Raw genomic sequence first — 13,873 nt, 5'->3', positions numbered from 1 at the left:
TTTGCCACCTTAAATTACTGTGATTTCAACCTTTTCTCCTCCGCCAACCTTCTTAACCTTTAGTTCCCCATTTGAAATGTTAAATTCAACACTTCTAGCTCTATTTCCTCCAGTATCTTCAGCGATTATTTTTATGTCGTTTTCTTTCAAAATTTGTCTCACAGCTTCAACGTTCTTGGCTCCAACATTCAAAGAATTATTGGAGTTTTTGAACATCGCTGCTCCTCCCGCTATCTTAGCTTCCAGATATTTAACGTTTCCACCTAAATCAACAATTCCATCTATTATCGCTTTTATACCTGTGTCTGCATATTTACCGATCTTTTCATCCTTTTTGCTGCTTCTACTTTCAGGAAGCATTACGTGGACTAACCCTCCAATGAGGTTTTTTTTATCTCGTAAACAAACCGCCACACAGGAACCTAACCCTAACGTGACCAAAATCGCCGGATTTTTATCTACTATGTATTCTCCAATTCCTATTATTTTTTTCTTGCTCTCAGTCATTATTCGTCCCCATTCCTAAGGTTTTTAATAATTTTAAAATATTTTGTTCGTCTGATAAATATATTAAGAAGCCTTTTACGTTCCCTTCATACTCTTCAATATTTATTTCTGTTCTAATTAGGATTACAAAATCGCTACCTTCAGTAACCATAAGAGAAGATTCAGAAACTATGGCTGTTAACATATCCACTGTAATTTTTGGGGGCAAAGAATGTATGTTCAAACCTGTGAAATTTGAAAGTGCGGATATATAAGAGCTACACATAATATTGCCAATTTCACCGATGGCTGAAGAAGTCATTTCATCAATTTGGGTTAAGTCTTCAGGTCTAGGAAGCATTAACAACTCTAAAATATTTTTAGTCTCTTCGGTTCCTAGCAGAAACAAAATTGCCCCGTGCAGTTCCCCACCGATTTCTACCATCGACCCTGCTGTTATCTCTTCAGGATCAGTAAACTCCTCCCATAATTCTGAAAGAGGAATAATTTCAGCAGAAGGAACTGTGATATCAATTTTCTTGTTCAACATCGTTGAAATAGCTGTCGCTGCATTACCTGCACCTATGTTTCCTAATTCCTTCAATGCATCCAATTTTTGTTCGTTAATCTCATCATAGATGGACATTAAACTTCCCCCTTTTTAATCTAAAAACGGTACTGTATCAAATCTTTTTAAATAACTCTCGCTCGAATTTGAAAACAAACCTCACCAGTTCTTCTTCTTTTTCTCTTGTTAAGTTTAAAAACTTAATTCCATAAATGTATTCTCTACTTGTAGTTTTATCAATAAACCGAACAACCTCAGATTCTATGTTTTCGAGTCTGACTTCATTTTTTAAAACTAAATTTATTGTTATTCTTTGTCCGACTTTCATCTCTTTAGAGGTAACGATAGACAATCCTCCAGCACTGAAATCTTTAGTTATAAACCGGTATTTGGTAGGTTGAAGGTTCTCCTCAGTTTTACTATTTTCTTGGTCTTCTTTCAGATAAAAGGTACCTTCCTCTGAAAAAGGGATCCTAGCATGTTCTCGTCTTTGTACTCTAAAAATTATTTCAGGAATGTTTATTATAAGGTATCTGATATTCCCTTCTTTTCCACTACTATAAACTTTGCTTTTGAATAAATAAACAGCCCTTGAAGAGTATGCTCTTACTTTTAGATTTGTACCTCGAAAAATTTGCAGATATGCACCTTTAAAAATGGGCATTCCTATTTTAGCTAGATTACTGTTGAAGTCGTATTCGTAAAGAATACTTTTATAAACTCCTTGAATTCCTTTTTCTTGAATTTCCAAATCCAGAGGCATATTAGTGTATAAAACATTCTTTGAGCTTACTTTTTCGACAAAATCAGACATCTTAAACCCCTTTTCTATCTATATTCTATATCGCCCCTTCGCCTCGATGCCCGCCCTTCTAAGGAAGGAAGCTGTGGCCCTTTCGTTCCGAACATCAATGTCCTTTCCCAAACATCTCTTTCAATCTCTGCGTAAAATTAATATGGGAAGAGGTTTTGATATTGAGTATATCGGAGGTAATCTTTTTTATATCTTTTGAAAACTTACTGTTTTCTTTCAATGAAATCAAAGGTATCTGCCTCTTCACACTCAAATGAACGTTTTCATCGTAAGAAATTTCATGAAAGTTATTTATTTCTCTGTTTAAAAACCTTTTTGCGGTTCTACTTAAGACGGATTTAACCATCTCAACTTCGTTTTTATTTTTGATCATATTTAGAATTATCTCTATTTCCCCATTTACATTCAAAACCGATAAAGCTTTCAGCAAGGTGTAGGCGTTAACTACCGCTGTCGGTTCGGGAACCGTTATTAGAAAGATAGTATCCGAATTTAGATAAAAATTATTGAGTTTTTCAGAATAACCTGCACCAACATCTATTATAAAATAATCGACTTCTTTCAACAAATTTAAAAATTCATCCATGATCGAATCAGTGAAATTATTTTGAAAGACCTTCCAATCTGTGAAATCAAAACCGCTGCTTATTATTTTGACACCATACTCCGTATCTTGAACGCAATCGTTGAAGGTAACATTACCCCTCATATATTCGCTCAACGTGATTTTCACAGTATTCCCCATCAGAATAGAAGCGTTTGCGAAACCAGCATCCGAATCAAATAAAAGTATTCGTTTCCCATGTGTTGCTAGATCAGCAGCGATATTCACCGACAATACCGACTTACCAACTCCACCCTTTCCGCTTACAACTGTTATGATCTTTGTTTGTGTGTTAGAAAATTCTTCTCTTAAACTAGCTGCCTGATCTCGATATATACGGTTCATTTAAATACCTCCTCCACTGCTGAACGGGTCAGCCATTCTTTAGAAGGAAACTTCAAATCTTCAGGAACTCTTTGACCGTCTGTTATACCCAACAAAGGTAATTTAGAATATTCCAGAAAAGAAAATAATTGACCATATGATGAGGTTTCATCCATCTTTGTAAAAATTAATGCGTTGGGTTTTAGATAAGAAAAATTATCGTAAATATGCATCATATCTTCACAATTTGTGTTGGAGGATAACAGCATTATATTGTAATCAGGCTCAACTACGTCTTTGAACACTTTGAGTTCACCCATCTGTAAATTGTTCTTATGGCTTCTTCCAGCTGTGTCTATTAGAATTACATCAAAATTCAAAAGTGATTCCAAAGCAATTTTAAGGTCAGACGGGGTATAACAAATGTGAAGAGAAATACCTAGTATATCTGCATAAGTTTTTAACTGATCTGTTGCAGCTATTCTGTACGTGTCGATTGTAATTAGTGCAATTTTTTTATTCATTTTTTTTAAGTTAGCGGCTATTTTTGCCAACGTTGTCGTTTTTCCCACTCCTGTAGGACCTATAAACATAACTTTATTCTTTATATCACCAAAATTTAAAATTTCTAAGCTTTGATAAAGTTTTTTTTCAAATCTGGTCCTTATAATTTCTTGATTTTTCCAATTTTCTTCTACTTTTAAATCATTCAATTGATTTAAAAAGGATTCAATGAAAACTCTTGAATACGATTTTTCGTATAGCTTATCCTTTATATCTTGAAGATAGAGATTGTTTGCTTCCATTTTTTTGTTCAACTTTTCAACCATATTCATTAGATCTTGTAATTTTAAACTATCTTTGATGCCACTTTCAGAAGGTTCCCTTTGGATGTGTTGATGATAAAATGCTTCTGCACTTTTGTCTATCTTAGAAGATATTTCTCTACTCGTTTTTATAAACTCTGTTAAATCATCTTTTGAATGTTTACCGTTGGATCCATTATCACTATTTAAGTACGATGGTTTTGCTATTTTTTCTTCTCTTTCTTTTTTTCTATAAAATTCAGGTGTATTCCTTTTTATTAGATCGTTTAGCGTATAGGTATTATTAGATTCTTGCGGGTGATTTTTGGATTTTTGAGGTTTGTTCTCAGAATTTATGTTTTCCTCACTCAAAACAGTTACTTCGATATATTTTTCTCCACCGATTCCAAAAAATCCACCTTTTTTCACTTTTTTCGTGTCTAAAATATAGGCGTCTTCCCCGAATTCTCTTCTTATCTTCTCCATTGCTTCAGAAATTGTCTTAACGGTAAGTTTTTTAATTTGCATTGGATCTCTCACCTTCTATTTTCACTATTTCATTCACGTTGAGAGAAGTATCCGAAGGTATTTCTTCGTATGCTATAATACTGATGTTTTGAATAAATTTTAAGATAAATCTAGCGAATGGATATCTTATGTTTTTGGAACAAATTAATGTAGGATTAAAGCCTTTCATCATCATGTTTTCAAGAGATTTGGATATTCTTTGTACCAAAATATTTGAATATTCTGGTTCGAGTATTATAACCCTTCCCGAATCCGTTTCTCTTATTGATTCCGATAATTTTTTCTCTATGGATGGATCCAATGCGGTAACATGTAATTCTCCATCGTCAGACCTTAAATTTTCCGCTATTTGCCTACCTAAAGATCTTCTGACATACTCTACTAAATTCTCAATATTGTTTCCATATTTATCGACTGCCTCTATCAAACTCTCAAAAATTAAGGGCAGATTTCTTATTGAAATCCTTTCATACAATAGTTCACTTAAAACTTTTTTTAGTTCATGTATTTTTAGCATTGTTGGAATAAGGGTATCTACAAGATTGGCATAATTAACTCTCAATCCATCGATTAATATTTCTAATTCTTTTGTTCCAATAATTTCGTGAGCATATTTTTTAATGGTTTCAGAAAGATGAGTGGCAAAAACGCTGGGTGCGTCAACAGTAGTGTAACCTTTTTCTATAGCTTCCTCTTTTAAACTTTCGTCTATCCAGAAGGCTTCTAAACCGAAGGCAGGCTCTTTTGTCTTTATACCAGGTAATTCTTCAGAAGCCATACCTGAGTTTATAGCAAGAAGTCTGTCGGGGATCAATTCGAATCTACCAACTTCAACGCCTCTCAATTTAATAACGTATTCATTCGAACTTAATAGAACGCTGTCCCTTATTCGAATGGGAGAGATAACTATACCCAATTCATAAGCTAATTGTTTTCGAACAACGGTTATCCTATCCAATAGGTCGCCGCCTTGATCTGGATCAGCTAAAGGTATCAATCCATATCCAATGTCTACTTCAATTGTATCACCTTGTAAGACTTCTGAAACTTCTTCTGGAGTGGTAAGAGGTGGTGCAAAACCGCCAGAAACACCCCTGTTTTCAACTTTTGGTGCGGTTGAGCTTCCCATTCCTCCGCCACTCGAACCCGTTGTTTCAAATGCTAGTTGGCCTTCACTCACTCTACTCACGTAAGCTACAAAAAGTAAACTTCCTCCTAAAATCAACGATGGAAAAACTGGAATTGGTGTTAACATACCTAAAAATATTATTATTCCGCCTGCTATATTCAAAACCCTTGTGTCAGAAGTAAGTTGTCTTATTAAATCTACACCAAAATTATCTTTTGAGGCGGCTCTTGATACTATCATACCTGCAGAAGTTGAAATCAACAACGCAGGAATTTGAGCAACAAGTCCGTCACCAACGGTTAGTAGAGCAAATACTTCCGCCGCCTCTGCGATCGTCAGTCCCTGCTGTAACATCCCAATTATTAAACCCCCAACTAAATTTATCAGAGTTATTATTAATCCAGCTATTGCATCCCCTCTTACAAATTTACTAGCTCCATCCATTGCACCATAAAAATCGGCTTCTCTTCTTATGTCTTCTCTTCTTTGTCTAGCTTCTTCTTCGTTAATCAAACCGGAAGACATGTCAGCATCTATACTCATCTGTTTGCCAGGCATGGCATCCAAAGTGAACCTTGCGGCTACTTCAGATATTCTTTCTGTTCCTTTAGTTATTACAAGAAATTGTATTATAACAAGGATCAAAAAGATTATGATTCCCACAATATAATTTCCACCGACAACAAAGTCACCGAAGGCTCTTATTACTTTTCCTTCAAAATTTTTACCGTTTAGGAGTATCAAACGAGTAGACGAAACGTTCAACGCCAACCTAAAGATGGTCATAACCAGTAACAAAGATGGAAAAATAGAAATATCCAATGCCCTTTTCAAATATAAAGTGGCCAATAAGATTATAATAGAAACGATTATGTTCAATAGCTGCAAGAAGTCTAGCAAAAAGGTAGGAATAGGTATAACCATCAACACAACTATCCCCACGATAAGTATGGAAATTGCTACATCTAACCCTTTTATTTTATTAAAATTCATCGCTAACCTCCCAATGATTTAATAACTGAGTTTGTAGACATAAGCTAGTACTTCTGCAACTAAGGTGTATAGGTCTTCTGGTATTTCTTCGTTTAAGTCAACTTTCTCATAAATTTTTCTTGCCAAAGCAGGTCTTTCTAAGATTGGGATTCCATGTTTAAAGGCAATTTCTCTTATCTTAAAGGCGACTTCATCTTTTCCTTTTGCTACAACTATTGGAGCCTGCATTTCTTCAGGTTTGTACTCTATCGCTACAGCATAATGAGTAGGATTGGTAACAACAACGTCCGCTTCAGGTACTTTTTGCATCATTCTACTTCTTGCTAAATTTCTCATCAATTCTCTTTGCCTTTGTTTAATTTCTGGGTTTCCTTCTATTTCCTTTCGTTCTTGTTTGACCTCATAATTGCTCATTTTTAGCTCTTTTTTATATTCATATCTCTGGTACCAAAAATCAAATAAACTGAGAAGAAGTAAGGCTATTCCTAATTGAAACAGTATATTAATAACTAAATCAAAAATCACATTAAAGGAAAAAGAAGTTTCTTCCTCCGCCAACGAGAGTATCTTATACCAATTGGCTTTTATGATATTATAAGTTAACAACCCTAATATGGTTAGTTTTAAAAGAGACTTAATTAGCTCCACCACAGATCTTAAAGAAAATAGTCTTTTGAATCCTTTAATGGGGTTTATCTTACTCAGATCCAATTTTAAAGATTTAAAAGTAAATAAAAATTTGGTTTGAATCATTCCCAAAAGGGAAGAAACTACCACGGCAACAACAAAAAACAGTATCAATTTTATGTATAAGTTCATATGTGCCGTAATCTCATATCCAAGCAAATCTGTTGGTGAATAATCTAAATCTAAAGATAAATAATCGTAAAAAACCTTAAAAATATCATTAAGGAGGGGCTCAAATATTATCCACAAAAAAAGCGAAATTGACAAAAAACTAACTGCCATGTTAAATTCGTTCGATTGGGGGATGTTTCCCTCTTCTCGAGCTTTTTCTAATCGCCTAGGTGTGGGATCTTCAGTTTTATCTGGATCTGCAAAAAGTTGAAGGTTTATTGAAATAGAAGGATCATTGAACTTTTCATCCATTCTATTAGTTGAAAGAATAGAGTAGTAAACTGATCTTCCCAAATCAATATCACTCCTAAAAAAAGTAAAAATCCTACCAGTATTTCTAGTGGAATACCAACCATAAAAACATTTACCTGAGGTATCAATCTAGAAACTATTCCCAAAGCAACTTTCAAAAGGATCATAAATGCGATAAATGGCATCGAAAGCTGAAGGCCTATAGTAAATACATCGAATAATTTTTGAGAAAAAACCATAAATCCATCAGGTGCTAGAGTAAAAACCACAGGAACCTTGTTGAAGGAATCAATAATTATTGAGTATAAAATTAACGGCCCCTTAAGGATAAAAAAAAGCAACATACTGAACAAAAATGAAAGCTCTGAAATTAAAGAGACTTCGTCGCTAGTTACAGGATCGAAAACATTCGCCATTGCAAATCCCATTTGTATACCTATCGTTTCTCCAGCAAATTGAAAGGCATAGAACAAAATATTGGCTATTAACCCTACACTACTTCCAAAAACAAAATTCATCAACAAATAAAAAATTATCAACAAAGGAGGTGAATTTATAGGAAAAGTTCCGTTAACCTCAAATAGCACCAAATAAGAAATAAAAAGCGTTATAAAAACTTTCACATGAACTGGAACAAAACGAGTACTAAAAAAAGGAATAAAAAAAGTAATTCCAGCCAACCTAGCAAAGATGAAAAAATAAACCCATAGATGGTATGTCAGATTTTCCAGCACCACCTAAATCATTCCCAAATAATAAGTGAATAATTCGAATGAAAAATCTGATATGTTTTGCATTATCCACGAGAACATTAAAACCAACGAAAGAAAAGTTATTATAATTTTAGGTGCAAATGTCAACGTCTGTTCGTGAAGCTGTGTAACGGCTTGGAAGATACTAATAATCAACCCCACCGCTACACTTATTATTAAAATTGGAGAGACTACTTTTAAAAAGAGCATTATACCGTTTTCAAAAATCTCTATTAGTACCTCTTCACTCATGAGATCATCCTCCCACAAAACTCCTTACTAATCCTCCAATTAAGAGATCCCATCCGTTTACCATCACGAAAATCATTATTTTAAAAGGTAAAGAAATCAGAATCGGAGGTATCATGATCATCCCCATAGATAACAGAATACTTGCTACCACCATATCTACTATTATAAAAGGCAGATAGAGTAATATACTCATTTTAAAGGCGATTTCTAACTCGCTTATTGCAAAGGCAGGTACCAGAATTTGAAAAGGAGTTTCTTCGATATTATCTATCTCTATATTCATTGAAGATGAAAGCATATAGATATCATCTTCATTTTTATGTGCCACAATCTCTGAAATCATGAAATCTTTGAATTGCTGCCAACTAATTTGTATTGCTTCTTGATAGTCAATCTCATTTTGGTTGTACGGGATAATTGCCTCTTGATACACCCCATTAAAAACAGGAAACATTATCATTATGGTTAAAAAAAGGGCCAAAGCCAACATTACTTGATTTGGAGGAGCTTGCCTGGTGCCCATAGCCTGTCTCAAAAAGCTTAACACAACAACTATTCTTGTAAATGAAGTAAATAACATTAAAAACCCTGGGGCTAAGGACAAAACGGTTACGATTAAAAGTATTGTCAACGTCGGTGTTAAAGTATTAACTTCTTCATTCGGGTTTATCTGTATATCTACCCCTGGGAGTTGAAGAGTATTTTGAGAAAAAACTAAACTAAAAGATATGATAAAAAGAATAAGAGTTATTATCGTCTTTACTTTTCTGATTTTTCTTCTTCCCTTCCCCTTGAATTTTTATCTTTTTTCAGTATATTAGAAAAGGTTTCAAGAAATTTAGGGTGTTCATTCATAATTTCCTGAACCTCATCTTCTTCTAACTTTCTTATTATTTCACTAGAATTGGAAGTAGCCAATATAATGTAATATTCTTTAAAAACTTTCAATACTCCAACATATAAATTCCTATCTAGATAATATTTTTTTACCATCTTAACTTCTTTACTTTTAGGTCCCTTTTTTAATGTTTTAGCCAGTATATAATAAAATACCACAAGAAGTATGATGAGTAAAATTATGGCTACGAACCAAAATGACACATTAACCAAATTACTACTAGGAGTTGCATAGTCAGTGGGCATTTAAACTACTCCAACTTTTGTAAAGCTTCTATAACCCTATTAGCTTGAAATGGTTTCACAATAAAATCTTTTGCACCAGCCTGAATGGACTCTATAACCATAGCTTGTTGCCCCATGGCGCTACAAACTATAATCTTGGCGTTGGGGTCTATTTTCATTATTTCTTTTGTAGCTTGAATACCATCTTTAACAGGCATAGTTATATCCATCGTGACAAAATCGGGTTTTAATTCTTGATACTTTTCAACAGCTTCTTGACCGTTGCTAGCTTCTCCCACTACTTCATAGTTTCCTTTCGTTAAGATGTCTTTAAGCATCATTCTCATAAAAGCTGCATCATCTACTATTAAGACAGTTTTACCCATTAAAACACCTCCGAAGACTTTAAAATTTTTATTTTTTAAACTCGGCTTCTAAGATACTTTCTAAATCTAGATATACAATCAACCTATTTTCTATCTTTATAACCCCTTTAACTTTATCTGAGTAAACAGACTCTTTTGATTGAAATTTTTCTAACTTGGTGGGATCGATGGAAAGAACGTTTTCAACATCATCCACATACATTCCTATCTCCTCTTCGTTTATTTTTAACACAAGGATATTTTCATAAATGTGGTCATCGGGAACATCAATCCCTAAAATTTTAGTTAATTCGATAACAGGAACTATTCTTCCCCTTAAATTAATTAAACCAACTAGGAAGTATTTTGAATTCGGAACGGGTGTTACATCAGCCTTATCTACAACACTTTCTATATTCTCTACTGGCAAAGCATATTCTTGATCCACAATTTTGAAAGAAAGCACGTCTTCCATCATATATTTCCCCCTCTTTTACAACTATTTATATACTACTTTTGAAGATATAAAACTTGCTTTAGTGCCCCTTCGACCCGCAGCTAGGGTATTTAAATTATTTATTATATTAGAGAAGCTACATCCAATATTAGAGCTATTCTCCCGTCTCCTAAAATTGCACCTCCGCTAAACTCCTTTACATCATTCAGCAAAGATCCCAAAGATTTAATCACTATATCATCTTGACCTAATAATTTATCGACAACAACCCCATACTTTTTGTTTCCCACTTTCACAATAATAATATATTCGTTAGAAGAATCATTTTTCTTTTCATAACCAAATAACTTCCTTAAACGCACTATAGGCATTACTTCTCCTCTCAAAAGGAAAACTTCTTGACCTTGGACAACCTTTAACTCACCATCACTTATTCTTTGAGTCGTATCAATGTTGGCAATAGGTATAGCATAAACATGCTCATTTACAGTTATTAAAAGAGCTTCGATAATTGCCAAGGTAAGAGGCAAACTAATACTTATCTTTGTACCTTTTTCCTTTTTTGTTTCCAAAGAAATAGTCCCCTTCAAACTCTCTATAGTGCTTTTAACTACATCCATTCCAACTCCTCTACCTGACAATTCTGTAGAAACTGTTTTAGTAGAAAACCCTGGTAAAAAGACGAAATTGTATATTTCCTCATCGCTTAATTTCGATGCTTCTGATGAGCTAGTCAACCCCTTATTTATAGCAGTGCGGAGTATCTCATTTTTATCGAACCCTTTTCCATCATCTTCGACTTCTATGATAACTCCGTTACCTTCATGCCTAGCTGATAACTTCAAAGTTCCGGTTTCAGGTTTACCTTTGGCCAAACGCTCATGAGGGCCTTCTATACCATGATCTATGGAGTTCCGTAATAAATGAACTAATGGTTCACCTATTTCATCAACTACAGTTCTATCTAATTCTGTTTCTTCTCCTTGGATCACAAAGTTCACTTTTTTGCCCACCTCTTTTGCAAGATCTCGTACAAGTCTCGGAAATCTATTGAAGACAAATGCGACAGGAACCATTCTAATTTTCATAACAACATTCTGAAGATCTAATGTTATCCTTGAGAGTTGTGTTAAACTTTCATCTACTTCTTTTACATCGTACTTACTTAAAGTTTCAATGATTCTACTTCGAGCTATAACGAGTTCAGCCATTAAATTCATTAAATCATCCAATTTGTTTATATCTACTCTTATACTTTTCGAAAGCTTAACTTCTTTTTTATTGTTCTCTACACCCTTTTGATTTGATTCTTTTTCCTCGTCCTCATTCATTTCTTTTGATCTAAAGAGATTGTTCGTTGAAAATTCATCTACATAAACCGATTCCACTTCGGCAACTTTATTGACGAGCTCTGCTATCTCTCCAATACTTTTAGAGGTAACAACACCAAAAATCAACTCTTTATCAAAATTCTCTTTTTCTATCTCTTCAACACTAGGATACGTATAAACTATCTCACAACCGTTGTCTTCTAATTTGTGATGTATAGCGTAAGCTCTTGCCTGCTTTAACTGTACACCATCCTCTAAAATAACCTTCAAAATTAAAAAGTTTAGATTCCTTTCTTTTGCTTTTTTGAAAACATCCTCTAAAAGTTCCTTAGTTTCTTCGCCCATTTTGGAATAAATGTCGTTACTCTGTTTACCTGTATTTTCTTCTTTTTCAGTTGTTTTATCCTTAGGTGGTTTAGACGAACCAGCTAATTCTCCATATAAGTCAATTTTGTCCAACAATTTTTCCAGTTTTTCTATACCGCCATTTCCCCCTTGGGCTATATCTGAAATGCTCTCTTCTAATGCATCAGAAGCTTTAAACAAAAAATCCATCAGATCATCGGTTAAGTCAATCTTTTTATTTCTTAATGAATCTAATACATTTTCCAATTTATGTGAAAATTTAGCCAACGTATCAAACTCCATTGTACCCGCCATACCTTTTAAGGTGTGGATTACTCTGAAAATATTGTTTATTATTTCTAGATTACTTTTATCTTTTTCAAGTTCAAGTAGAAGATCATTAAGTTCTTGAATATTTTCTTTAGATTCCTCTAAAAAGACATTTAAATACACATCGTAATTCGACAATTCTATCCCCTCCTATTTCAAAGTATTCTTACCCTTTTCTAAGGATTTTGATTTCGAACCAAATTTAAAATATTCCAAAAAGCATAGTAAGTGGCTCTTTTTCGAATTTCATCCCGTTCCCCTGAAAAAACTTCTTTTACGGCAACAAAATCTTGGTTAGTGAGAAAACCAAACCAAACTGTGCCAACAGGTTTTTGCTCACTTCCAGAGCTTGGCCCTGCTATGCCACTAACAGATACACAGATATCGCTTTCCATAATTTTCTTTAAACCATAGGCCATTTCTTTGACGGTTTCTTCGCTCACAGCTCCATATTTCCCTATCGTTTCTTTTTTAACGTTCAATAATTTTACTTTTGAGTCATTAGAATACGTTACCACTGCACCTTTAAGCACATTAGAAGCACCTGGAACGGATACCAATGTATCCGAAAGCATCCCTCCGGTACATGACTCAGCAAAAGAAAGTGTTTTTGAAGATCCCATTAATGCTTCAAATAAAGTATTTTCTAAATTTTTAAAACCAATAAAATACTTACTAAATTGAGATAGTATCTTTTCCAATATAGGTTCGAAATTGTCATTTTTTTGCATTCTAATTCTTAAACTTGGACCAACATATTCTTCAATTTTAGTAGAGTAATCATAATTTTTTAAGATAACTGAAACCTCTTGCATTAACTCAGCTTCTGTTAAACCATAAAAATAAAGGGAATATTCTACATGATCTTTTTTCATATTACTTTTTAATTCATTATATATATACGTATCAAAGATTGCTTTCATCTCATTATATGGTCCGGGTAATAAATAAATAATTTTACCTTTAACCTGAACTTTTTGTCCTGGTGCACTTCCTATTGGATTTTGCAGTATATCAGCATTTTTTAAAACGTAACTTTGTTTCTTTAAAATACTTAGGTGTTTTTCTGTTTTGTTGTAATAATACTGGTTTATTTTCTCAAATAAATCTTCATTAAATACAATATCTATATTACAACTTTCAGAAACAGCTTGAACTGTTAAATCGTCTTCTGTAGGTCCCAATCCACCTGTTATAAATATTTTATCACACATTTTTAATGATTCTTCAATGGATAATTTTATCAAAGATAAATCATCTTTTACATTTGTTATTTTTAAGGTATCATATCCTGTATTTTTGAGCTTTTCAGCAAGGTATTTTGAATTTTTGTCTAATATAATACCTTCTGTTAGTTCATTACCTGTTGCAATTATACAAGACTTCAATGTTGTCACTCCTAAATGTTTTAGCTAAACTAAATCACTATATTTTACCACAATTTTTTTCTTATTTTCATAATTTACTAATTTTCATATTTTTTGTGCTATCATTACACGTTGGGGGTGAACCCCCAAACCCCCAAGAACCAAAACGGGTGGGGAGCGGGGCGGAGGG

General features: G+C 33.6%; 15 protein-coding genes. All 15 read right to left on the bottom strand.

Annotated features, from left to right (window positions below):
• Positions 1-9: 9 nt before the first annotated feature.
• The 15 genes from cheD to X927_RS00005 all read right to left on the bottom strand — a co-directional run bounded on the left by cheD (position 10) and on the right by X927_RS00005 (position 13,704).
• Complete coding sequence (gene cheD / locus X927_RS00075; RefSeq protein WP_103076087.1) at positions 10-507, bottom strand: chemoreceptor glutamine deamidase/glutamate methylesterase CheD; 498 nt, start codon at positions 505-507, stop codon at positions 10-12.
• Positions 500-1,132, bottom strand: coding sequence for a CheY-P phosphatase CheC (gene cheC / locus X927_RS00070; RefSeq protein ID WP_103076086.1), 633 nt, complete (start codon positions 1,130-1,132; stop codon positions 500-502). The genes cheD and cheC overlap by 8 nt, the downstream gene beginning before the upstream one ends.
• Before the next feature lie 37 nt (positions 1,133-1,169).
• Complete coding sequence (locus tag X927_RS00065; RefSeq protein WP_103076085.1) at positions 1,170-1,868, bottom strand: flagellar brake protein; 699 nt, start codon at positions 1,866-1,868, stop codon at positions 1,170-1,172.
• Between the two features lie 94 nt (positions 1,869-1,962).
• Positions 1,963-2,817: a P-loop NTPase gene (locus X927_RS00060; protein WP_103076084.1), complete on the bottom strand. Its 855-nt coding sequence runs from the start codon at positions 2,815-2,817 to the stop codon at positions 1,963-1,965.
• Positions 2,814-4,130, bottom strand: coding sequence for a flagellar biosynthesis GTPase FlhF (gene flhF / locus X927_RS00055; RefSeq protein WP_103076083.1), 1,317 nt, complete (start codon positions 4,128-4,130; stop codon positions 2,814-2,816). The genes X927_RS00060 and flhF overlap by 4 nt, the downstream gene beginning before the upstream one ends.
• Positions 4,120-6,252 (bottom strand): flagellar biosynthesis protein FlhA, encoded by a 2,133-nt coding sequence (gene flhA / locus X927_RS00050; protein ID WP_103076082.1) that lies wholly within the window; start codon positions 6,250-6,252, stop codon positions 4,120-4,122. The genes flhF and flhA overlap by 11 nt, the downstream gene beginning before the upstream one ends.
• Before the next feature lie 18 nt (positions 6,253-6,270).
• Positions 6,271-7,404 (bottom strand): flagellar biosynthesis protein FlhB, encoded by a 1,134-nt coding sequence (gene flhB, locus X927_RS00045; protein WP_245855424.1) that lies wholly within the window; start codon positions 7,402-7,404, stop codon positions 6,271-6,273.
• The gene (gene fliR, locus X927_RS00040) at positions 7,326-8,096 is read right to left on the bottom strand and encodes a flagellar biosynthetic protein FliR (protein ID WP_169925075.1); all 771 of its coding nucleotides are present in this window, start codon (positions 8,094-8,096) and stop codon (positions 7,326-7,328) included. The genes flhB and fliR overlap by 79 nt, the downstream gene beginning before the upstream one ends.
• A 3-nt stretch (positions 8,097-8,099) precedes the next feature.
• Positions 8,100-8,366: a flagellar biosynthesis protein FliQ gene (fliQ, locus tag X927_RS00035; protein ID WP_103076080.1), complete on the bottom strand. Its 267-nt coding sequence runs from the start codon at positions 8,364-8,366 to the stop codon at positions 8,100-8,102.
• Positions 8,367-8,370: 4 nt separating this feature from the next.
• On the bottom strand, positions 8,371-9,138 hold the full coding sequence (gene fliP / locus X927_RS00030; RefSeq protein ID WP_169925079.1) for a flagellar type III secretion system pore protein FliP: 768 nt from the start codon (positions 9,136-9,138) through the stop codon (positions 8,371-8,373).
• Positions 9,126-9,509 (bottom strand): hypothetical protein, encoded by a 384-nt coding sequence (locus X927_RS00025; protein ID WP_103076078.1) that lies wholly within the window; start codon positions 9,507-9,509, stop codon positions 9,126-9,128. The genes fliP and X927_RS00025 overlap by 13 nt, the downstream gene beginning before the upstream one ends.
• Before the next feature lie 5 nt (positions 9,510-9,514).
• Positions 9,515-9,874 carry a chemotaxis protein CheY gene (cheY, locus tag X927_RS00020; RefSeq protein WP_103076077.1) on the bottom strand — a complete coding sequence of 120 codons (360 nt, stop codon included), beginning with the start codon at positions 9,872-9,874 and terminating at the stop codon, positions 9,515-9,517.
• Positions 9,875-9,902: 28 nt separating this feature from the next.
• Positions 9,903-10,331, bottom strand: coding sequence for a chemotaxis protein CheW (locus X927_RS00015; protein WP_245855422.1), 429 nt, complete (start codon positions 10,329-10,331; stop codon positions 9,903-9,905).
• A gap of 101 nt (positions 10,332-10,432) precedes the next feature.
• Positions 10,433-12,454, bottom strand: coding sequence for a chemotaxis protein CheA (locus X927_RS00010; protein ID WP_103076075.1), 2,022 nt, complete (start codon positions 12,452-12,454; stop codon positions 10,433-10,435).
• Between the two features lie 38 nt (positions 12,455-12,492).
• Positions 12,493-13,704, bottom strand: coding sequence for a nicotinamide-nucleotide amidohydrolase family protein (locus X927_RS00005; protein ID WP_169925074.1), 1,212 nt, complete (start codon positions 13,702-13,704; stop codon positions 12,493-12,495).
• Positions 13,705-13,873 lie beyond the last annotated feature (169 nt).

It is taken from the genome of Petrotoga mexicana DSM 14811, from assembly GCF_002895565.1.
GTDB classification, from domain to species: domain Bacteria; phylum Thermotogota; class Thermotogae; order Petrotogales; family Petrotogaceae; genus Petrotoga; species Petrotoga mexicana.
The sequence above is the reverse complement of the archived record's forward strand: the minus strand, read 5'-3'. Positions and strand labels throughout refer to the sequence as shown.

Excerpts from the sequence above, each read along its gene's own strand:
- cheD (WP_103076087.1), bottom strand. The coding sequence starts at position 507 with ATGACTGAGAGCAAGAAAAAAATAATAGGAATTGGAGAATACATAGTA.
- cheC (WP_103076086.1), bottom strand. The coding sequence starts at position 1,132 with ATGTCCATCTATGATGAGATTAACGAACAAAAATTGGATGCATTGAAG.
- X927_RS00065 (WP_103076085.1), bottom strand. The coding sequence starts at position 1,868 with ATGTCTGATTTTGTCGAAAAAGTAAGCTCAAAGAATGTTTTATACACT.
- X927_RS00060 (WP_103076084.1), bottom strand. The coding sequence starts at position 2,817 with ATGAACCGTATATATCGAGATCAGGCAGCTAGTTTAAGAGAAGAATTT.
- flhA (WP_103076082.1), bottom strand. The coding sequence starts at position 6,252 with ATGAATTTTAATAAAATAAAAGGGTTAGATGTAGCAATTTCCATACTT.
- X927_RS00015 (WP_245855422.1), bottom strand. The coding sequence starts at position 10,331 with ATGATGGAAGACGTGCTTTCTTTCAAAATTGTGGATCAAGAATATGCT.
- X927_RS00025 (WP_103076078.1), bottom strand. The coding sequence starts at position 9,509 with ATGCCCACTGACTATGCAACTCCTAGTAGTAATTTGGTTAATGTGTCA.
- fliQ (WP_103076080.1), bottom strand. The coding sequence starts at position 8,366 with ATGAGTGAAGAGGTACTAATAGAGATTTTTGAAAACGGTATAATGCTC.
- flhF (WP_103076083.1), bottom strand. The coding sequence starts at position 4,130 with ATGCAAATTAAAAAACTTACCGTTAAGACAATTTCTGAAGCAATGGAG.
- cheY (WP_103076077.1), bottom strand. The coding sequence starts at position 9,874 with ATGGGTAAAACTGTCTTAATAGTAGATGATGCAGCTTTTATGAGAATG.